This is a genomic window from Pseudomonas sp. GW822-FHT04C11 (genome assembly GCF_058800905.1).
In genome coordinates this window covers 173,385-194,019 of sequence record NZ_JBXAMS010000010.1, presented here as the reverse complement: position 1 = coordinate 194,019, position 20,635 = coordinate 173,385, and the positions used below count along the sequence as shown (strand labels likewise).

The 20,635-nt window shown below is 60.9% G+C and carries 19 protein-coding genes; 8 read left to right on the top strand and 11 right to left on the bottom strand.

The window, feature by feature from the left end; genetic code table 11:
• Nucleotides 1-98: 98 nt before the first annotated feature.
• The gene (locus AC1RJ3_RS18275; protein WP_054594174.1) at nt 99-668 is read right to left on the bottom strand and encodes a GNAT family N-acetyltransferase; all 570 of its coding nucleotides are present in this window, start codon (nt 666-668) and stop codon (nt 99-101) included.
• A gap of 77 nt (nt 669-745) precedes the next feature.
• On the opposite strand from AC1RJ3_RS18275, the gene AC1RJ3_RS18270 reads away from it, so the two are divergent.
• Both AC1RJ3_RS18270 and AC1RJ3_RS18265 read left to right on the top strand, forming a co-directional pair.
• Nucleotides 746-1,666: a histone deacetylase family protein gene (locus AC1RJ3_RS18270; RefSeq protein ID WP_054594175.1), complete on the top strand. Its 921-nt coding sequence runs from the start codon at nt 746-748 to the stop codon at nt 1,664-1,666.
• Nucleotides 1,667-1,880: 214 nt separating this feature from the next.
• Nucleotides 1,881-3,122, top strand: coding sequence for a TIGR03862 family flavoprotein (locus tag AC1RJ3_RS18265; protein ID WP_493079704.1), 1,242 nt, complete (start codon nt 1,881-1,883; stop codon nt 3,120-3,122).
• A 37-nt stretch (nt 3,123-3,159) separates the two neighbouring features.
• On the opposite strand, the gene rhlE1 is transcribed toward AC1RJ3_RS18265, so the two are convergent.
• The 5 genes from rhlE1 to AC1RJ3_RS18240 form a co-directional block, all read right to left on the bottom strand.
• A complete protein-coding gene (gene rhlE1 / locus AC1RJ3_RS18260) occupies nt 3,160-4,494 on the bottom strand; it encodes an RNA helicase RhlE1 (RefSeq protein WP_054594177.1) in 1,335 nt (444 codons plus the stop codon).
• A 52-nt stretch (nt 4,495-4,546) separates the two neighbouring features.
• Nucleotides 4,547-5,473, bottom strand: a complete 927-nt coding sequence (gene yedA / locus AC1RJ3_RS18255; RefSeq protein ID WP_054594178.1) for a drug/metabolite exporter YedA — start codon at nt 5,471-5,473, stop codon at nt 4,547-4,549.
• Between the two features lie 199 nt (nt 5,474-5,672).
• Complete coding sequence (locus AC1RJ3_RS18250; RefSeq protein ID WP_347928096.1) at nt 5,673-6,284, bottom strand: 3'-5' exonuclease; 612 nt, start codon at nt 6,282-6,284, stop codon at nt 5,673-5,675.
• 22 nt (nt 6,285-6,306) lie between these two features.
• Entirely contained in the window at nt 6,307-6,786 is a 480-nt protein-coding gene (locus AC1RJ3_RS18245; protein ID WP_019691557.1) for a LabA-like NYN domain-containing protein, read from the bottom strand.
• 138 nt (nt 6,787-6,924) lie between these two features.
• Nucleotides 6,925-7,689, bottom strand: a complete 765-nt coding sequence (locus tag AC1RJ3_RS18240) for a DUF2076 domain-containing protein (RefSeq protein WP_103317480.1) — start codon at nt 7,687-7,689, stop codon at nt 6,925-6,927.
• Between the two features lie 178 nt (nt 7,690-7,867).
• Here AC1RJ3_RS18240 and AC1RJ3_RS18235 point away from each other — a divergent pair, with 178 nt between their 5' ends.
• Both AC1RJ3_RS18235 and AC1RJ3_RS18230 read left to right on the top strand, forming a co-directional pair.
• The gene (locus tag AC1RJ3_RS18235; protein WP_054594181.1) at nt 7,868-8,542 is read left to right on the top strand and encodes a YciC family protein; all 675 of its coding nucleotides are present in this window, start codon (nt 7,868-7,870) and stop codon (nt 8,540-8,542) included.
• 73 nt (nt 8,543-8,615) lie between these two features.
• Nucleotides 8,616-9,695: an endonuclease/exonuclease/phosphatase family protein gene (locus tag AC1RJ3_RS18230; RefSeq protein ID WP_493079700.1), complete on the top strand. Its 1,080-nt coding sequence runs from the start codon at nt 8,616-8,618 to the stop codon at nt 9,693-9,695.
• A 163-nt stretch (nt 9,696-9,858) separates the two neighbouring features.
• Here AC1RJ3_RS18230 and hrpB read toward each other — a convergent pair whose 3' ends face one another.
• Nucleotides 9,859-12,390, bottom strand: coding sequence for an ATP-dependent helicase HrpB (hrpB, locus tag AC1RJ3_RS18225; RefSeq protein ID WP_493079698.1), 2,532 nt, complete (start codon nt 12,388-12,390; stop codon nt 9,859-9,861).
• Nucleotides 12,391-12,752: 362 nt separating this feature from the next.
• On the opposite strand from hrpB, the gene AC1RJ3_RS18220 reads away from it, so the two are divergent.
• Both AC1RJ3_RS18220 and AC1RJ3_RS18215 read left to right on the top strand, forming a co-directional pair.
• Nucleotides 12,753-13,172 (top strand): hypothetical protein, encoded by a 420-nt coding sequence (locus tag AC1RJ3_RS18220; RefSeq protein ID WP_054594184.1) that lies wholly within the window; start codon nt 12,753-12,755, stop codon nt 13,170-13,172.
• Between the two features lie 28 nt (nt 13,173-13,200).
• On the top strand, nt 13,201-14,106 hold the full coding sequence (locus AC1RJ3_RS18215; RefSeq protein ID WP_054594185.1) for a cation diffusion facilitator family transporter: 906 nt from the start codon (nt 13,201-13,203) through the stop codon (nt 14,104-14,106).
• Here AC1RJ3_RS18215 and AC1RJ3_RS18210 read toward each other — a convergent pair.
• Entirely contained in the window at nt 14,091-15,239 is a 1,149-nt protein-coding gene (locus AC1RJ3_RS18210) for a DUF6515 family protein (protein ID WP_493079695.1), read from the bottom strand. The two genes, AC1RJ3_RS18215 and AC1RJ3_RS18210, sit on opposite strands and share 16 nt — an antisense overlap.
• 435 nt (nt 15,240-15,674) lie before the next feature.
• Between AC1RJ3_RS18210 and AC1RJ3_RS18205 the strand changes: the two genes are divergently transcribed.
• Together AC1RJ3_RS18205 and AC1RJ3_RS18200 are read left to right on the top strand one after the other, a co-directional pair.
• Nucleotides 15,675-16,154, top strand: a complete 480-nt coding sequence (locus AC1RJ3_RS18205) for an Lrp/AsnC family transcriptional regulator (RefSeq protein WP_007894448.1) — start codon at nt 15,675-15,677, stop codon at nt 16,152-16,154.
• A 239-nt stretch (nt 16,155-16,393) separates the two neighbouring features.
• Nucleotides 16,394-16,603 carry a DUF2788 domain-containing protein gene (locus tag AC1RJ3_RS18200; protein WP_003185724.1) on the top strand — a complete coding sequence of 70 codons (210 nt, stop codon included), beginning with the start codon at nt 16,394-16,396 and terminating at the stop codon, nt 16,601-16,603.
• On the opposite strand, the gene AC1RJ3_RS18195 is transcribed toward AC1RJ3_RS18200, so the two are convergent.
• The 3 genes from AC1RJ3_RS18195 to AC1RJ3_RS18185 form a co-directional block, all read right to left on the bottom strand.
• The gene (locus AC1RJ3_RS18195) at nt 16,598-17,239 is read right to left on the bottom strand and encodes a pseudouridine synthase (protein ID WP_493079692.1); all 642 of its coding nucleotides are present in this window, start codon (nt 17,237-17,239) and stop codon (nt 16,598-16,600) included. The two genes, AC1RJ3_RS18200 and AC1RJ3_RS18195, sit on opposite strands and share 6 nt — an antisense overlap.
• Before the next feature lie 71 nt (nt 17,240-17,310).
• Nucleotides 17,311-18,810, bottom strand: a complete 1,500-nt coding sequence (amn, locus tag AC1RJ3_RS18190) for an AMP nucleosidase (RefSeq protein WP_162491269.1) — start codon at nt 18,808-18,810, stop codon at nt 17,311-17,313.
• Between the two features lie 112 nt (nt 18,811-18,922).
• The gene (locus tag AC1RJ3_RS18185; RefSeq protein ID WP_493079690.1) at nt 18,923-20,572 is read right to left on the bottom strand and encodes an acyl-CoA dehydrogenase family protein; all 1,650 of its coding nucleotides are present in this window, start codon (nt 20,570-20,572) and stop codon (nt 18,923-18,925) included.
• Nucleotides 20,573-20,635: the final 63 nt, after the last annotated feature.

Here is a 20,635-nt window from a genome sequence, read left to right as displayed (position 1 = left end):
TCCTCACACAGAGCAATGCCGCGCAGTCTTGGCTGCGGCGGTCGATTCAGATAGTGGCCAGGGCCAACCATGAGCCCATTGTAAACATCCCCGCCAGCTTATCCATGCAAGGTTTCCAACCATTGTTCGCGGGTAATGCGGTACAGCACATGGCGGCGTAGCGGATGATCGACCGCCAGTTTGGGATGCTCGAAATCCGCCGCAGGGTCGTGATGCATGCCAATGGCTTGCATGACTTTCTGCGAAGGCAAGTTGGCTTCGGTGGTAAACGCCACGATTTCGTCCAGCGCCAAACGGTCAAAGCCGCAACGCAGAGCGGTCCAGGCCGCTTCACTGGCGTAACCCAGCCCCCAATGCTCACGGGCCAGACGCCAGCCGATTTCGGTCGCCGGGGTGAAAGCAGCCTCGAACCCGACCACCGCCAATCCGGTAAAACCGATGAACGCGCCGGTGTCCTTGCGCTCCAGCGCCCACAAACCGAAACCATGTTCAGCGAAATGCCCACGGATTCGCCCGATCAATGCCGCACTTTCCAGGCGGCTCAAGGGCGCCGGAAAGTAGCGCATGACCTGTGGGTCGGCGCACATCGCCGCAAACGCCGGCAAATCCTCATCGCGCCATTGGCGCATCAGCAGCCGCGCGCTCTCGAGTTGCAGTATCGGCTCCATCGTTCCCCCTCCGTTCCCCTGCAAACAAGTCTACATCGCTGGTAGGATCCTTCACTCATTCACTCCATGAAATCGCCATGTCGCTGCCGCTGATTTACCACGAAGACTACAGCCCCGAGTTCCCGGCGGAACATCGCTTTCCCATGGACAAGTTCCGACTGCTGCGCGATCACCTGGTGGACTGTGGTCTGACCGCTGATCACCAGTTATTGCGCCCGGAAATCTGCCCCGCCGAGATTCTCGCCCTCGCCCATGACCCTGTGTATATCGAACGCTATATGAGCGGCGAGTTGTCCCGCGAAGACCAGCGGCGGCTCGGCCTGCCGTGGAACGAAGCGCTGGCCCGACGCACCGTGCGCGCGGTCGGCGGTTCATTGCTGGCCGCCGAGCAGGCGCTGGAACACGGCATGGCCTGCCATCTGGCCGGCGGCACGCATCACGCCCATTACGATCACCCGGCGGGCTTCTGCATCTTCAATGACCTGGCAGTAATCAGCCATTACCTGCTGGAAAGCGGTCGCGTCGGTCGGGTACTGATCTTCGATTGCGACGTGCATCAAGGCGATGGGACCGCACGCATACTGGAACATACCCCGGACGCGGTGACGGTTTCCCTGCACTGCGAAAAGAACTTTCCTGCACGCAAGGCCAAAAGCGATTGGGACATTGCGCTGCCCATGGGCATGGGCGACGAGGATTACCTGAAAGTCGTCGATGACGCGCTGAATTACCTGCTGCCGCTCTATCAGCCCGACCTGGTGCTGTATGACGCCGGTGTCGATGTGCATAAAGATGACGCGCTGGGCTACCTGAAACTGACCGATGAAGGCGTCGCCGCCCGCGATGAAAGCGTACTGCGCCATTGCCTGGGGCGCGATATTCCGGTGGTCGGGGTGATCGGCGGCGGCTACAGCAAGGACCGCCAGGCCCTGGCGCGACGCCATGGCATCCTCCATCACAGCGCACAACGGGTCTGGCAGTCATCAGGTTGTCACTGAGGTGTGGATGCTTTACCCACAATGCCTGTGGAACGGCCTGTGGATAACCTGAGCGAAAGGACCTACAGGCCCTAGTGCGCATAGCCTGCAAACCATTGAGCACTTTTTAACCAGCAACACACCACTCCGTAGGAGCAAGGCTTGCCCGCGATGGGTACACCTCGGTTGTCCTGCTAGAATGCGCCGCTTATTCCGCCGAACCGCAGCTCACGCCATGACCCAGCCCTCTGCCAACCTCCCTCACCACGTCGCCATCATCGGCGGCGGCCCTGCCGGCCTGATGGCCGCAGAAGTGCTGAGCCAGGCCGGGGTCAAGGTCGATCTGTACGACGGCATGCCCTCGGTGGGTCGCAAATTCCTGCTGGCCGGCGTCGGCGGCATGAACATTACCCATTCCGAAGCCTACCCGGCATTTCTGGCGCGTTACGCCGAGCGCGCCCCGCACATCGCCCCGTTGCTGCGCGAATTCGGCGCCGAAGCCTTGTGCCAGTGGATTCATGGTTTGGGTATCGAAACGTTCATCGGCAGCTCTGGCCGTGTGTTTCCGACCGACATGAAAGCCGCCCCGCTACTGCGTGCCTGGCTCAAACGCCTGCGCGAGGCCGGCGTCGTTATCCACACCCGCCACCGCTGGCTGGGCTGGAACGCCGATGACAGCCTGCGCATCGATAGCCCTGACGGTGAAAAGGCGATCAGCGCCGATGCACTGTTACTGGCGCTGGGTGGCGGCAGTTGGTCCCGCTTGGGTTCGGATGGCGCCTGGACGCTGCCGCTGGAACAGCGCGGAGTTGCCCTGGCGCCACTGCAACCGAGCAATTGTGGTTTCGAGGTGAAGGCCTGGAGCGAGCTGATGGTCAGCAAATTCGCCGGAGCCCCGCTGAAAAATATCGCCATCGGCTTAAACGATGATGTACCGCGACTCGGCGAATGCGTGATCACTGCGACCGGCATCGAAGGCAGTTTGATTTACGCGTTGTCGGCGCCGATCCGCGAGACCATAAATCAAACCGGCTCGGCCACCCTTCATCTCGACCTGCTGCCCGGCAGGCCTGTGGATAAAATCCAGTCGGCGCTCAGTAAGCCCCGCGGTTCGCGCTCCATGGCCAAACACTTGCACAGCCAGCTCGGTCTCGACGGGGTCAAGGCTGCACTGCTACGCGAACTGACACCGGCCGAATGCTTCACTGACCCACTTTTACTGGCCAATGCGATCAAGGCCTTGCCCTTGACGCTGGTCAACACCCGCCCATTGGACGAAGCCATCAGCAGCGCCGGTGGCGTGATGTTCGAGGCAATGAATGAAAACCTGATGCTCAAGCAGCTGCCTGGCGTGTTCTGCGCGGGGGAAATGCTCGATTGGGAAGCGCCAACGGGTGGCTATCTACTGACCGCGTGTTTCGCCAGTGGGCGAGTAGCGGGGTTGGGGATGGTGGAGTGGCTGAAACACAGAAGCTGATCGTTCCCACGCGTGGGAACGATCATTGTCGGGGGGCTTAAGGCTTACGCTTACGCGGCCCGGTATTGAACACCGGCACTTTTCGCACAGGCTTGACCGAAGGCTCCGGCGCCGAAGCATCACCGCTTTCCACCCACTTGCCGAGGTTGCGTTTGCCGCCACCGGAGACTTTGGGCTTCTTCGGCTTTTTCGGTTTCTTGACCACCTGGCCGCTGGCGTCAGTGTCCGGCACACGGTGCTCAGGCTCGAAGTCCTGCTCCATATGACGGGTCAAGGTCTGACGCGTCAGCATCTCGATGGCCGACAGCTGATTCACTTCATCGGCACACACCAGCGAAATCGCTTCACCCGTCGCGCCTGCACGACCGGTACGACCGATACGGTGGATGTAGTCCTCGGCAACGATCGGCAGGTCGAAGTTCACCACCAGCGGCAAGTCTTCGATATCCAGGCCACGGGCCGCGACGTCAGTGGCCACCAGAATCTGCACTTCACTGGCCTTGAAACGGTCCAGTGCGCGCTGGCGAGTGGCTTGTGGTTTGTCGCCGTGAATACCGTCGGCATTCACGCTCAGGCCCTGGAGTTTTTCCACCAACGCGTCTACGCCGTTACGGGTCTTGGCAAACACCAGCACCTGCTTCCAGCGATTCTTGCGCAGCAAGTGGATGAACAGCTCGGCCTTGCGCTTCTTGTCGACCGTGACCACCCATTGCTTGACCGTATTGGCGGCAACGTTACGCGGGCTGACTTCGATGCTCAGCGGATCATTGAGCATTTTCCCGGCCAACTCGCGAATCGCATCGGAGAAGGTCGCGGAGAACAGCAGCGTCTGCCGCTTTTTCGGCAGCGCCTTGTAAATGTTCGCCAGTTCTTCGGAGAAACCCAGATCCAGCATGCGGTCGGCTTCGTCCAGCACCAGGGTTTGCAACTGGTTGAACTTCAGCGCGTTCTGGCGGAACAGGTCCAGCAGGCGACCAGGCGTGGCGACCAGCAGGTCGACACCTTTGCGCAGCTTCATCATTTGCGGGTTGATGCTGACGCCGCCGTACACCGCGTAGGTGCTCAGCGGCAGGTTCTCGGCATACTGGCGCACGCTTTCATGAACCTGCTCGGCCAGTTCGCGGGTTGGTACCAGGATCAGCGCACGTACCGAGTTACTGGTGACTTTCGGCCCTTCCATGGCCAGCAACTGCAACAGCGGCACGGCGAAACCGGCGGTCTTGCCGGTGCCGGTCTGGGCCGCAGCCATCAGGTCGCGACCGGCCAGCACCGCTGGAATGGCTTGCGTCTGCACCGGGGTCGGGGTCTGGTAACCGAGCGTCTCAAGGGCGCGCAGCAAGGGTTCGATCAGGCCAAGAGTGGCGAAAGTCATGGGAATACCGTAGGAAAAATCAGCGCGAGTGTGCAATGGCGCGCAGTTTACCCTAATTCACACGGGATTCTGTCGGCACCAGGACCGCAGGCCGCTCAGGAGCACGTCGCCACTGCGGCAGACTGATCAGCAGCACGGCACTGATGATCACTGCCATCGCCACAGTTTCTTCAATACCGATGCTTTCTCCGGCAAAAACGATCCCCAGCAACACCGCCACTGCCGGGTTGACGTAGGCATAACTGGTGGCCGCCGCCGGGCGGACGTTTTTCAGCAGGTACATATAGGCGTTGAAGGCGACGATCGAGCCGAACACCACCAGGTACATCATTGCGACCCACCCCTCAAGCGGCGGCAGGCTTTCCAGGTGTTCGCCCGTCAGCGCGCTGCCGATCAACAACACCACGCCGCCGACCAGCATTTGCGCCGCACTGGACATCGCCCCCTGAGGCATTGGCAAATGTTTGCTCCACACCGAACCAAACGCCCAGGCTGCCGCCGCACCAATCAGCAGCACAGCCCCCAAAGGGCTCGATTGCAGATTGGAGCCCAGATTGAGCATGGCGATACCGATCAGCCCCAGCACAATCCCCGCCCATTCCAGACGGGTATTACGCGTGCCCCAGAAATACCCGCAGAGCAAGGTAAACAACGGCACTGTCGCCACCGCCAAGGCCGCAACGCCAGAGGCCACGCCCGTGTGCTCGGCCATGCTGACCGCGCCGTTGCCAAAACTGAGCAACAAAATCCCGATCAGCCCCGCCGCCTTCCACTGCGGCCAGGTCGGTGCTGGCACACCGCGCCAGCGCAGGAAGGCGTACATCAGCGTCCCGCCAACAATAAAACGAATGCCGCCCAGCATCAGCGGCGGCCAGTACTGCACGCCAATGCGAATCACCAAGTAGGTCGATCCCCAGATCACGTACAACGCAAAAAAGGCACCTATCAGCGGTAACGGGAAACGGCGTAGACCAGGCATGGGATGCTCGAAGGCAGGACAGGAGCGTTATTTTAGAAAGCCGACAGACGGAACTTAAGTTACAAAACCTGTTTATAAGGCCGGTACACTTTTCAAAGCATCATCGTGTCACATCAAGAGCGGACGCGGAGCGTTCGGTGAGGCGTTCCCACGCAGGAGCGTGGGAACGATCATTCACTCCGAGTGGGAACGATCAACCTTAGAAACCGCGATGGCGCTTGAGGTGTTCGTTGATCTTCGCCGCCGGCACTTTCTGCAAGCTGCACAGCAGATCATGGGACAGCTCGCGCAAACCGTGTTTCTGCCGCAGTTCTTGCGCCAAATGCGCGGTGAGGTTGGCAGCCATTTCGGCGTCGGCCATCGCCCGGTGAGCCTGACCGGTGTGGGGCAATTGGGCGAAGGTGGTGAGGGTGCCGAGTTTGTGGTTCGGCGCAGCCGGCATCAGGCGCCGGGCGAGTAACAGCGAACAGGCAAAATTCTGCAAGCGTGTGCGTTTGATTCGCCCAAGCTCAAAGTCCCAGAACTTCTGGTCGAAGGCGGCGTTGTGGGCCAGCAGCGGCGTGATACCGACGAATTCGTTGACCTCATTCATCACCTGCTCGGCCGAGGGTGCAGTGCGCAGCATGGCGTTGCTGATACCGGTCAGTTGCTCGATGAAGGCCGGGATGCGCACACCGGCGTTCATCAGGCTTTGGTAACGGTCGACAATGCGCCCCTGTTCAAGAATCACCACGGCAATTTCCGTGGCCCGGCAGCTGCTGCTCGGGGAGATTCCGGTGGTTTCAAAGTCGATGACAGCTATGCGTTCCAAACCTGTTCCTTGGGTTCAATAATCAGTTTTTAAGCAGCAACGCGCCTTCGATTGGCACGTAACGGCTGGCCGCGCGAATCAGCGAATTGGCGGTGAGCCCCGGCACGCCATAGGCCACCGCTTCGACACCGTGCTTGGCGATGATCCGCTCCAGCAACATGTCGAAATCACCGTCCCCCGAGGCCAGCACCACTTCGTCGACGTGATCGGCGGCGTCCATGATGTCGAGGGTGATACCCACGTCCCAGTCGCCCTTGGCCGAGCCGTCGCTGCGCTGGATATAGGGCTTGAGCTTCACGATGAAGCCGAGGTTGCGCAGGATTTGCTGGAATTGCTGCTGCTTGCTGTCGCCGCGATCGATGGCGTAGGCATAGGCCTCGACGATCTGCCCGCGCTGACTGACGTCAGCCCAGAGGGCGGCGTAGTTGAAATGACAACCGTAGGCCTGGCGCACGGTGTAATAGAGGTTTTGGACATCGGCGAACACCGCGATCTTCTTCACCGCAAATCCTCATGGCGCGCACAAGCGCAGGCGATTGATCAGACCCAAGGTCCGAAAAGTCGCCCAGTATGCCAGTCAGAAGGAATGTTCCGCGAATAATCAGTCCGGGGCGCAACAAGGCCCCGGACGAATGGCGTATCAGACGAAGGAATCGTCGTCATCACCACCGAAGAATGAGCTGTCGTCGCTGTCGTCGGCGTCTGCAAACCCACCCTGATCGTTGTTGTTCCAGGAGTCGTTGTTGGCCAGGCGCTCGTTGTCATTCACTTGAGCCGGCTCTTCCTTGATGACTTCAACGATTTCCTGCGGCTGCTGCTGATTGCTGTGGAACAGGCTGCTGATGCCCTGCGCCAGCATCACACCACCGGCCACGCCGGCTGCGGTTTTCAAGGCCCCGCCGAGAAAGCTGCTGCCGGCTGCCGGCGCCTGTTGCTGGGGTGCCGCATAGTTCTGTTGTGGGGCACCAAAGCCCTGCTGTGGCGCGCCATAGTTTTGTGGCGGTGGCGCAGAAGGCCGCGCCGGTTCACGCCAGCCGCCGCTCGACGCTGGAGCGCTCTGGGCCGGTGCAGGCTGTGGATCACGGGAGCCACCGAAGATGCTCGACAGGAAACCACCGCCGCTGTTGCTCGGTGCCGGTGCGGAGGCCTGGGCCCTGGCTTGTTGCAGTTCGGCTTGCAGTTGCTGAATTTGCTGGGTGAGCTGTTTGTTTTGCTCGTCGAGGCTCTTGATCGCCGCCTCTTGCACCAGAATCGCCTGAGTCATGAAATAGCCCGCTGCTGGCTGGCGGCTCAGGTGCTCCTTGATCCGCGCCTCGGCCAGAGCATCGCGTGGGGCTGAATCCGTTTCGGCCTGTTGCAGCCGTGAAAACAGTCCATCGATCAGGGTTTGTTCTTCGCTGTTCATGGCGACCTCATAGATTGCCGGAAAATCGTTGCCCTTTTCCCTTATGGATAAGGTGCCCCCCTAGTTATGGGGCTGTTGCTGATTGTTTCAATGGCCTTTACCGAACGTTTACGTTTGCTCGACTACCGGTCGCATCGGTTACAGTGTCGACATACTTTGTAATCAGCGAAAGCGACCGATGAATCCGTTAGACGTACTCCGCGACTCCCTGTATTTCTTCCAGCGCAACCTGGGCCGCATCGTGCCGCTGTGTCTGCCGTTGGTCGTGCTTGAAGCCTTGCTTCAGCAACTGGTCGACCACTCCCAGGGGCCAGATGCCTTTCCCGGCTATAGCGTGATTGTCGGGTTGCTGGTGTATCCGCTGTACACCGCTGCGCTGATCCTGTTTCTCGATGCCCGCAGCCGTGGCGAATCGCCGCGCACCCTGGCCCTGTTGTCGGCGTCGCTCAGCCTGTGGCCACGCTTTGCGCTGCTGACGGCGGTCAACACCTTGCTGATTCTGGTGGGGTTGTCGCTGTATTTCCTGCCAGGCATCTGGCTGATGGTGATGCTCGCCTTTGCCGAATACCTGCTGGTGCTGCGCAACATGCAGCCACTGGAGGCCATCCGGGAAAGCATGCGCCTGGCCCGCGGCAATTTCCTGCGCATCCTGCTGTGCATTCTCTGCGTGATGGGCCCGTTGTGGATGCTCAAAGGCGCGAGCATGGCCATCTATCCGGAGCCGCAGAACCCCGCACTGTCGCTGATCATCGAAAGCGTCCACAGCTTTCTGCAACTGTTCACCAGCGTGGTGCTGTTTCGTCTGTTCATGTTGATCAGCGAGGCCCCCGACAAAACCGAAGGCAGCGCCTGACAGCTCTACCCTTGGGGTCTGGGCCGGCCTCGGTTATGCTCGGGCTCAACTTTGTAACGCCATAAGCCGAGCCATGACCCGCCTACTGCGCTACACCCTGCTGGGCCTGCTGATACTCGTCAGCCTGCTGTTTTCCTTTCTCTACAGCCTGACCTGGCGCCCCGACGCCAAGGAAACGCTCCCCGTCAGTTGCAGCACCAGCGCACCTGTGCTGGTGCCGGGGCAGGCCTTGAAGGTGATGACCTGGAACGTCCAGTACCTGGCAGGCAAACGCTATGTGTTCTGGAATGACCTGGCTCACGGCCCTGACGAAAGTCCGACTCCGGAAGACATGGCCTTCAGCCTTGATGAAGTGGCACGGGTCATCCGCGATGAGCAGCCGGACCTGGTCCTGTTGCAGGAACTGGATGATGACGCCAAGGCCAGCGGTTATCAGAACCAGCTCAAGTTGCTCCAGGAACGCCTGGCCGACCTCTATCCTTGCAGCACGCACGCCTTCGACTGGAAGGCCGACTTCGTTCCCGATCCGCATATTTTCGGCAGCGTTGGCCGGCAATTGGCGACCTTGAGCCGCTACCAGATCGAACACGCCGAACGCCTGCAGTTGCCTGAAGCGCCAATCAATTTCATCAGCCGTCAGTTCCAGCCGAAAAACGCCCTGTTGGTGAGTTACCTGCCACTGCGCGATGGCGGGCAAATGGCGGTACTCAACACTCACCTCGATCGGGCAGTGCAGCCTGATGGGGCCCAGCAGGCGAAGGTGACAGCGGTTGCCAAGGTACTCGACGCGTATGAAGGTCGCGGCACGCCGTGGCTGATCGGTGGCGACTTCAACCTGTTGCCGCTGGGCCAGTATCAACGCCTCGCGCCCGAACAGCGCTCGCCCTATTCCGCCGACAGCGCGCTGCATGTGTTGTGGGACAAGTACCCGATGATCCCGACCAACAACGAGGCCAGCGGTGTCGATCGGGACCAGTGGCTGACCCATTACCCTAACGACCCCGACCTCAACGGCCCGGACCGCACCGTCGACTACCTGTTCTACAGCCCGCGGATCAAACGGATTGAAGCGCAAGTACGGCAGGACGATACGCTGCGCATCTCCGATCACCTGCCGGTGATTGCACGGTTTCTACTCCCCGTCGCCCCCTAGAGCAAATAAATAACCTGTGGCGAGGGGGCTTGCCCCCGTTTGGCTGCGTAGCAGTCGTAAATCGGCAAATGCGGTGTACCTGATAAAACGTAGTGACAGGTTCATACGGGGGCAAGCCCCCTCGCCACAGGATTAGTGTCCGCCACTGCGCACTAAAGCCCGTCTACTTACGCGGCTTGGCCCGCGCCGTGGCCTCGGCCACCAACGGGTCATCCGGCCAGTAATGTTTCGGATAACGGCCCTTGAGGTCCTTCTTCACCTCGGCATAAGTGCTGCGCCAGAAGTTCGCCAGGTCCTGGGTGACCTGCACCGGCCGCCGTGCCGGTGACAGCAAATGCAGCTTGACCACCTGCCGGCCACCGGCAATGCGCGGGGTTTCGGCAAGGCCGAACAGCTCCTGCAAACGCACCGCGAGAATCGGTGGCTGCTCGCTGTAATCCAGACGAATCGATGAACCGGAGGGCACGCTCAGATGATGCGGCGCCTGCTCATCGAGGCGTTGCGGCAATGGCCACGGCAGCAGGTTATGCACAAAGCTCGACACATCCAGGCTGGCGAAATGGCTGAGCCGTGAAACCCGTCCCAGGTACGGCATCAACCAGTGTTCCAGACTGGCCAGCAACGCCGCATCACTGACGTCCGGCCACTCACTCTCGCCCTGCTTGTTCAAGTCCAGCTGACGCAGCAATGCCACTCGCGCCTGCCACTGACGCAACTCCGGGGTCCACGGCAATAGCTCCAACCCCTTACGGCGCACCAGATTGACCAACGCCTGGCTGCGCGCGGTTTCATCAAGACCGGTCAACGGTTCGCGACTGAGCACCAACTCGCCCACCTTGCGCTGACGCTCGGCCCGCAGCACGCCTTCGCGCTCGTCCCAATCGAGTTGATCGACGCAACGCACCTGCTCCGCCAACACCGAATCGAACAGCGCCGGATCAAAATCCGCCGCCAGATAAATCCGTTCTTCGCGCTGCCCCTGACGGCTACCCAGGTCGGCGATCACTAGCCAAGGTTGTTTCATCAGGCTGTCGGCCTCGGCGAACAACGCCGCACGACCGTTGGCCAGACGATACTCCGCACCACCGGCGCGGCGCTGTTGGGCGACGCGGTCTGGATAAGCCAGCGCCAGCAACGCGCCGAGCCAGCGCGGATGCTCCGGATCGCTGACCGGCGACTCGGCTTTGCCACGCAGATAACCACGATATTGCCGGGCCAATTGCCGCGCCCGCTGCACACCACCCTGAGCACCACGCGCCGCCCGTTCTTCGCCGGACAACAGCACCAGACGACTGTGCAGATCCGCACCGACACCGCGCAAAATGTCCCGTTCACCGAGTAATGCAGCGACGTCGCAAGCCATGTTCGCCAGCCCCAACGCTTGCCCACGCAGTAACAGATGCGCGATACGCGGATGCGCCGGCAGTTCGGCCATGGCCTGACCGTGGCGAGTGAGTTTCCAGTCTTCAGCGGACGAACCCTGCAACGCGCCAAGGCGTTCGAGCAAGTCCTGCGCCTGTGCATAAGCCGCCGCCGGAGGTACATCGAGCCAGATCAACTGTCCAGGCGTCACGCCCCAACGCCCGAGCTGCAGGGCAAGCCCGGCAAGGTCGGCAGAGAGAATTTCCGGGCTGGCGTAGGCCGCCAGTTGTTCGTGTTGATCCTGCGACCAGAGCCGATAACACACGCCCGGTTCCAACCGTCCTGCGCGGCCGGCACGCTGGGTGGCGCTGGCGCGGGAGATGCGCTGGGTGTCGAGGCGGGTCATGCCGCTGCCGGGGTCGAAACGCGGCACTCGCGCCAGCCCGGCGTCGATGACTACGCGCACGCCATTAATGGTCAAACTGGTTTCGGCGATGTTGGTGGCCAGCACCACTTTGCGCTGGCCGGGTGGCGCCGGATCGATGGCCGCACGCTGCGCCGCCAGATCGAGCTCGCCATGCAACGGGCAGAGCAACACCTCGGAACGCTCGCCCAAGGCATCCGCCAACTGCTGATGCACGCGACGGATTTCCGCTTGCCCGGGTAGGAACACCAACAAGCTGCCCGCTTCATCGTTCAGCGCGTCGAGAATGGTTTGCACCACTCGTGGCTCGATGAATTCACCTGGCTGAAACGGCCGGCCCCAGCGCATCGTCACCGGGTACATGCGACCTTCGCTGCGCAGGATCGGTGCGTCATTCAGCAGTCCGGCGAGGCGCTCGCCTTCAAGCGTCGCCGACATCAGCAGGATCTTCAGCGGCTGCTCATCCCGAAACAACTCGCGGCCATTCAGGCTCAGGGCCAGCGCGAGGTCGGCATCGAGACTACGCTCGTGGTATTCGTCGAAAATCAGCAGACCCACACCGTCCAGCGCCGGGTCCTCCTGCAAGCGACGCGTGAGGATGCCTTCGGTGACCACTTCGATGCGCGTGTTCGGCCCAACCTTGCTGTCCAGGCGAATCCGGTATCCGACGGTTTCGCCGACTTTCTCGCCGAGCTCGCTGGCCAGCCGTTCGGCCGCCGCCCGCGCGGCCAGCCGACGCGGTTCAAGCATGAGGATGGTTTGCCCGGCCAGCCATGGCTCATCCAACATCGCCAATGGTACGCGGGTGGTTTTACCGGCGCCGGGCGGTGCTTCGAGCACGGCTTCGTGGCGTGTCGCCAAGGCTTCACGCAGCGCGGGTAAAACTTCATCAATTGGCAAAGAGTTCATGCTGGCTCCACAGGGCGTGCCCACAGTAAATTGCGAGTCGCGTTGAAGCTGTGGGCGTGCCAGGCACGGCGCGGGACGCCGGTAAGGGTCGTTTCCTTACCAAGTCCCGCAACGCAGCATGGCGCGGCCACAGTTTCAACCCGCAGGGCTGAACCCCGAAAAACGTTAACCGCCGTCATGCGTTGTCGATCTGGGAACACCAAACATCAATCCTCACGTAATCTTACCGGGGTGAGGCGCGACCGTAATTTACTGTGGGCACGCCCTGCCGCGGCGAGTATAACGGCGAACTGCCTGGCGTTAATCACGGTCCTAATTCATACCGACGACGTTTCGTTTCAAGTTTGCTCAGGAGATTTATTATGCGTGCTCCATTTCGCCTGATTGGCGGTCTATTGGTTGCAACCCTGCTGACCCAAGTGACCGCATGCGGTTCGATTTTCTACCCGGATCGCCGGGGCCAGATCGATGGCAAGATCGACCCGGCGATTGCCGCGCTCGACGCCGTGGGCCTGCTGTTCTATATCATCCCCGGACTCGTCGCGTTTGCCATAGACTTCACCACCGGCGCGATTTACTTCGAACCCGGCAAGACCGCACAAGTGGCGCCGGAGAAACTCCAGCAGGCCATTGATGCCGACGGCAAGGTCGATAACCACAAGTTGCAGGCCATTCTCGAAAGCGAACTGGGCCGCAGCTTCCCGCTGGATGATCCGCGCCTGATCCAGCACAAGGGCAGCGTTCAGCAACTGGCCTTGCTCGGCCTGCAACCCGCTGCTTGATGCACAACACCGAGGAAACGCTCCACCTATGACCAGCAGCCCGGAACACGCTCGCCTGTTACGCCTCGCCACCCGCGCCTCTGTAGCGGTGGCGAGCACACTCATTGTCGCCAAGGCCATTGCCTGGTGGCTGAGCGGATCGGTGAGCATGCTCGCCGGGCTGACGGACTCGGCACTCGACGGCGTGACGTCGCTGCTCAATCTGTTGGCGGTGCATTACGCGTTGCGCCCGGCCGATGACGATCACCGCTACGGGCACGGCAAGGCGGAATCCTTGTCGGGCATGGCTCAGGCACTGTTCATCGGCGGCAGCGCGGTATTGATCGCGTATCAGGCATTCGAGCGCCTGAAACACCCGGAACCGGTGGGCGCGCCGTGGATCAGCATTGGCGTGATCATCTTTTCCCTGGTCCTGACCCTGGCGCTGCTGATGCTGCAACACCGGGTGATCCGCGAAACCGGCTCCAGCGCGGTGCGTGCCGACTCACTGCATTACCGTTCCGACATGATGCTCAACGGCAGCATCCTGGTCGCGTTGGTACTGGCCGGTTTTGGCTGGCATCAAGTCGATGCCTGGTTCGGCCTGGGGATCGCCGTCTACATTTTGTGGAGCGCAATACAAATCGCCCGGGAAAGTTTTGCCGTGCTGATGGATGAAGAACTGCCACCGGACGTCAGCCAGCACATGCTCGAACTGGCGTGCAGCGTGCCCGGTGTACTTGGCGCACACGACTTGCGAACGCGGATCTCCGGCAGTCACTGGTTCGTGCAATTGCACCTGGAGTTGCCGGGGGAGCTGACGCTGTCAGTCGCTCACGGCATCAGCGATCAAGCAGCGGACGCCATTCACGCCGTTTACCCGCGAGCCGAAGTGTTGGTGCACGCCGACCCGCAGGAAATGGTGACAGCCGTCCGGAATCAGAAAGTGACCTGATAACCGCGTGAGACAAGGCAATTGCCTTCGGCCTGGCGGTAAGTCTGTACCACCTGTGGCGCCGGCTGATAGGTCACGGTCCGTGGATCAAACCCGCTCTGCTGGACCGCCCAACGATAACAATCGTAACCGTCCTGAGTGACCTGCTCGGGCGACTGCCCATTGATCGGGTACGCCACCACGTCATAACCACTGCTGACGGGTTGTGGTTCCGGGTTGCCTACCGGTGGCTCAACCACAACGTAGTCTTGAGTGCTTTCCTCGTAGGCGTAGTATGCGCCTGCTGCCAGAAACATCAGCGCGCCACCGATCCACACCTCCTGAGCGTAATCGGGCAGATACCTCACACGGATCCCGCGAGGCGGTTGGACCACCACATAACGCGGCCCGTTCGGGCGATACCAATAGCCACCGGAGTAGAAGTAATCCTGCCCACGGTACGGCACACGGTCGTGGCGCTCAGGGAAGCGGTCGATTATTTGACCTGGCCGATACCGCGGACCATCACCCCAGCCGTTGCCATGTCCTTCCGGACGTCCCGGCCAGCGACGCTCATCCCGATGCTCATCGCGACCACCGGCCTGCCAACGCTGGTTGTAATCGTTACGCCGTGGAACGTCCTGATAGTAGCCGCGCTGTGGCTCCTGGGTTTGGCGAACAGTGTCCGGACGACCCTGGATCGGCAAGTTGTTCGCCGGCGCAGGCGCGGGTCGAACTTGAACCTGGCCATTGGGCTCGTGTCGCTGACGGTTCTGCCAGTCGCCTCCCTGATTCTGATCGTTGTGTTCGAACTGACGGCTGTTGTTGCCGCGAATGATTTCAGGCTGTGGACGTGGCTGATTGAATTGGGGACGTGGCTGGTTGGGCTCGATGCGAGGTTGATTGTTTTGCGGGTGCTGCTGGATGTTTTCCACGCGAGGCGGGTTGTTTTCGGGACGCGGTTGATTACCTCCCTGATGACCTTCACCGCCACGCTCGTGCTGACCACCACCGTTATTGTGTTGCTGCTGCTGTTGCTGCTGTTGCTGCCTACGAAGGAGTTCCTCCCCACCCTGACCTTCTGCCAGCAATGGTGCGCTGACACTTGCACACAACACACCAACACCTGCCATACGCCAGATGCGCGACTTCATGCTATTCCTCACTACGGTGGTGACCTATACGTAAGACTGGTAAAGCACAGGCCGGTTCAGCAACAGGTTATCAGTCACGAGACTTATTTTGCAGGCCATAAAAGGTGTTTCGCGGGCAATAAAAAAGGGAGACCCGTCGGCCTCCCTTTGAGAACTTCGTCCGTGCTCGACGCTTTTGACGTCGGCTCACCTCACTCCGTCTTCTGGACAGTGTGTAGCCCGGGGGCCAACTCAACCCCTGTGGGAGTGGTGGCCGCGGCTGGCCTGATTCGGCGGGCCGCTGTGGACTGTTTGTCCGGGCAGTGATTCTGGTGATAAGAATAGGCTTGAGGTGGCGACAGAGGATTGCGAAGATTGCTCAAATAAACATGACTTGCGCAATTTTTCATCACGGATAGATAATCCACCGCAATAGTTAAGACAAAGGCCTGATTCATGAGCAAACTCGACCGATACGACTTGAGCATTTTGGCGGAATTGCAACGCGACGCGCGCATCTCCAATCAGGAGCTCGCCGAACGCATCGGCCTGTCGCCATCGCCTTGTTCGCGACGGGTAAAGCAGCTTGAAGACGACGGCTACATCACCCGCCAGGTCGCCCTGCTCGACCGCAAGATGCTCGGCCTGAGCCTGACCGCCTACGTGTTGATCGGCATGGATCGGCACACGCCCGAGCGCTTCGAAAACTTCGAAGCCGCCATCCGCACCTTGCCACAAGTGCTCGAATGCAGCCTGGTGACCGGAATGGACGCCGACTATCAACTCAAGGTGGTGGTGCCGGACATGGACCACTACCAGAAACTGCTGCTCGGCCACCTAACCCGCATTGAAGGCGTGACCAGCGTGCGCTCAAGCTTTGTACTGAACCAGGTGCTCAACAGCACCGAGTTGCCACTGACTCACCTGCGCAGCTAATCCCGCTTTTGTGGCGAGGGGGCTTGCTCCCGTTCGGCCGCGCAGCGGTCGTATAGCGGTCCATATGTTGTGCCTGAAACAACTCGATTGCAGTATTCAGGACTGCTTTGCAGCCCAACGGGGGCAAGCCCCCTCGCCACATAAACCTGCGGCAGACCGACGCACGTCAATGCGCCGCCAATATCCATTGGCGTATACTTCCCCGGCCTTTTTTGCCCCGCCCGCGCTGGAGATAATCGATGGATCCTGCAGTATTTGAAGAGTGGATGATGACCGGCCTGGTCAGCATCCTGATTATTTTCATGGGTTTCATCGTCTGGGATCTGGCGAAAAAATCCAAGGCCGGACGCTTCGGCTCGTTCATCCTGTTCTTCGTGCTGGGTCTGGGCGTGGCTGCGTTCGTCATCAAGAGTGTGGTGATCGGCCTGATCGAATCCGGCGCTTTATAAGCGCGCCGGCACTTCTTTCCACTGGCCCTGATCGAGGCCTTCGATGGTCCAGTCGCCGATTCGCACCCGCACCAGACGCAGAGTCGGCAAGCCAACCGCAGCGGTCATGCGCCGCACCTGACGGTTACGCCCTTCACGAATCACCAATTCCAGCCAACTGGTCGGCACGCTTTTGCGAAAGCGCACCGGCGGGTTACGCGGCCATAGCTCAGGTTCTTCCAGTTGCCGCGCCTGCGCCGGCAAGGTCATGCCGTCATTCAACTCGACGCCCTCGCGCAAGCGCTGCAATTGCTCGGCGCTCGGCTCGCCTTCCACTTGTACCCAATAGGTCTTGGCCAACTTGTGTTTCGGGTCAGCAATGCGCGCCTGAAGCTGGCCATCGTTGGTCAGCAGCAGCAAGCCTTCGCTGTCACGGTCCAGCCGTCCAGCCGGGTAGATCCCGGGAATCTCGATATAGTCCTTGAGCGTCGCCCGCCCTTCACCGTCGCTGAACTGCGTCAGCACATCGAAGGGTTTGTTGAACAGAATCAGCTTCGGCTCGGCCGGCGGTGCTTTGGCAACACGTCGCGGGGCTGAAGAGGATTGCGCAGGTTTCGCGCCGGGGCGGCGGGAAGCAGGACGAGGAGGACGCGGCATGGCAAAAACAACATCTAACGGTCAGGGCTGCCAATGCTAGTGCCCCGACCGCTAAATGACCATGACAACAATCAGCGGAACGGCGGCTCGTCGAAGCTGCGCAGTTTGCGCGAGTGCAACGAGTTGAGCTCGGTGCGCAGCAGATCCACCGCCGCGATACCGATCTTCAAGTGCTGGCTGACCGCACGCTCATAGAAGGCGTTGGCCGAACCCGGCAACTTGATTTCGCTGTGCAGCGGCTTGTCCGACACACACAGCAAGGTGCCGTACGGCACGCGCAGACGATAGCCTTGCGCAGCGATGGTGCCGCTTTCCATGTCCACGGCAACCGCGCGAGACAGGTTGATCAACGGACGCTCCTGGGCCCAACGCAATTCCCAGTTACGGTCGTCGTAGGTCAGCACGGTGCCGGTGCGCAGGCGTTTTTTCAGGTCATCGCCCTTTTCGCCGGTGACGTTGGCTGCCGCTTGCTGCAAGGCCATCTGCACTTCGGCCAAGGCCGGAATCGGAATGTTTGGCGGCACCACCCGGTCGAGAATCCCGTCACGACGCATATAAGCGTGGGCCAGCACGTAGTCACCGATGGTCTGCGACTGCCGCAGGCCGCCGCAGTGACCGATCATCAGCCAGCAATGCGGGCGCAATACAGCCAAGTGGTCGGTGATGTTCTTGGCGTTGGACGGGCCGACACCAATGTTCACCAGGGTGACACCGTGGCCGTCAGAGGCTTGCAGGTGATAGGCCGGCATTTGATAACGGTGCCAGACCACGCCCGCGGCAATGGAAGACGCTTCGCCGTGATCCATGCTCTTTTCGATGATCACGTTGCCTGGCAAGACCATGCGCACGAAACGCGGATCGGTGCGCAGTTGCTCCAGGCCATGGGTGATGAACTGGTCGACATAACGGTGGTAGTTGGTCAGCAGGATCCACGGCTGCACATGGCGCCAGTCGCTGCCGGTGTAGTGCACCAGACGGCGCAGAGAGAAATCCACTCGCGCGGCATCGAACAACGCCAATGGCAACGGGTCGGTGTTTTCCCAGTCGTACAAACCATCGGCAATACCGTCGGTGGCAGCCGACAAATCGGTGCTCGGGAACACTCGCGCCAGTACCGCCGCAGTGACGCCAGAGCCCGCCAGTTCATCGCCCTGCTCGACCACGTACGGATACGGGATGTTCTGCTCACTGACGCCGACCTCCACCGTCACGGTGAAGTCGTGCATCAGCGGCACCAGCTGTTCCAGCAAATACTTACGGAATGCCGCCGGATGGGTGACGGTGACACTGTAGGTCCCCGGCAACTGGACTTTGGCGTAAGCCCGCGTGGTCTGTGGGACTTCGCCCTGACAAAGGTAGGTCAGGCGTAATTCCGGATAACGAAACATCGCACGCTGTTCGGCGTCGGGTTCGATGCGGTCCTTCAGATAACGCTTGAGCGCCTGACTCAACGCCGTGGTGGCCCGCTCGTGCAGAGCGGCAAGCCGATCGACGGCTTGTTCGGCGGTTTGAACGACAATAAAGGCTTCGGTCACGATCAGCTTCCTGTGTTCTGACTTGCAGACCTTCATCTTGCCTGTATCGTCGCCTCACGGAAACACCGGAATATCCGTAGGAGCAAAGCTTGCTCGCGATGGCGCCCTCAAGGACGCCATCGCCGGCAAGCCGTGCTCCTACAAAAGCTTAAAAACCTTGAGGGGTCGAACGCGCCACAATCGCTTCCACATCCAGACCACGCGGCAAGGTGCCGTAAACCCGGCCGGCCGTTCCCAATCGGCTGGCGATGAAGGCATCGCTGACGGCGGTGTTGCCTGCTTCGAGCAACAGCTTGGCTTGCAGGCCCAGGGCGATGTCTTCGGTCAGTTGTCGGGCGCGGTATTGAATGTCATCGGTGTCCTTGAACGCCGCCTGCAACTGGCTGATGTGTGCGGCCAGACGCTTGTCGCCATGACCGTCACCAAGTTCGCTGAACAGCGCATCGAGCACGCCCGGCTCTTTCGACAGCGCTCGCAACACGTCAAGGCACTGAACGTTGCCAGAACCTTCCCACGTCGAGTTCACCGGCGCCTCACGGTACAGGCGCGGCAGAATGCTGTCTTCGACATAACCCGCACCGCCCATGCATTCGGCGGCTTCGTTGATCATGGCCGGCGCACGTTTGCAGATCCAGTATTTGCCCACTGCCGTTACCAGTCGGGCGAATTTGGCCTCCTGAGTGTCATCAAGGTGATCCAGCGCCCGGCCCATGCGCAGGCTCAACGCCAGCGCGGCTTCGCTTTCCAGCGCCAGGTCGGCGAGCACGTTTTGCATCAACGGTTGTTCACTGAGCAATTTACCGCCAACTATCCGGTGCGCGCAGTGATGGCTGGCCTGGGTCAATGCCTGGCGCATCAGGGCGCTGGAGCCGACCATGCAATCGAAGCGGGTCATGGCCACCATCTCGATGATGGTCGGCACGCCGCGGCCCTCTTCACCAATCATCCACGCCAGCGCCCCGCGAAACTCGACTTCGCTGGAGGCATTGGAGCAATTGCCGAGTTTGTTTTTCAGCCGCTGGATGTAGAACTGGTTGCGCGTATCATCCGGGCGATGGCGTGGCAGCAGGAAACAGGTCAGGCCCTTATCGGTTTGCGCCAGGGTCAGGAAGGCGTCGCACATCGGCGCCGAGCAGAACCATTTGTGTCCCACCAGCTCATACGCCTGGCCGGGCCCCGCAGCGCCAACCGGGTAAGCCTTGGTGGTGTTGGCCCGAACGTCGGTGCCGCCCTGTTTCTCGGTCATTGCCATGCCGATGGTGACGCCGGCCTTGTGGGCCATGCCGACATTGCGCGGGTCATACTCGGTGGCGAGAATTTTCGGCAGCCACTGTTTGGCGATGTCCGGTTGCAGGCGCAATGCCGGGACACTGGCGAAGGTCATGGTCAGCGGGCAGCCACTGCCGGCTTCGGCCTGGCTGTGCAGGTAGCTCATGGCCGCACGGGCAACGTGGGCACCCGACTGCGGATCGGTCCAGGGCAAGGAGGTCAAGCCGTGCTCGACCGCCGTGCGCATGAGTTCATGGTAGGCCGGGTGAAACTCCACCAGATCAATGCGGTGGCCATAGCGATCATGGCTGGAGAAGACCGGCTTGTTCTGGTTGGCCAGGAACCCCGCTTCCATCAACGGACCGCCGGCCAAAGCGCCATACGCATCGATGCGCGCGTCAGCCCAACCCGCCCCGAAACGCCGCGCCCACTCTTGCAACGGCAGGTCGATGCGGTAGAGGTTGGTCCCGTCCAGCGATGGCGGCTGGTTGGTAACTTCGTGGGTTTCGGCGAACTGATGCAGGTTCATGGCGGGGCCTCCTTGGGTCAGTTGAGACCTTCAGTTAAGCACCGCCTCCCCACCGAACAAAGT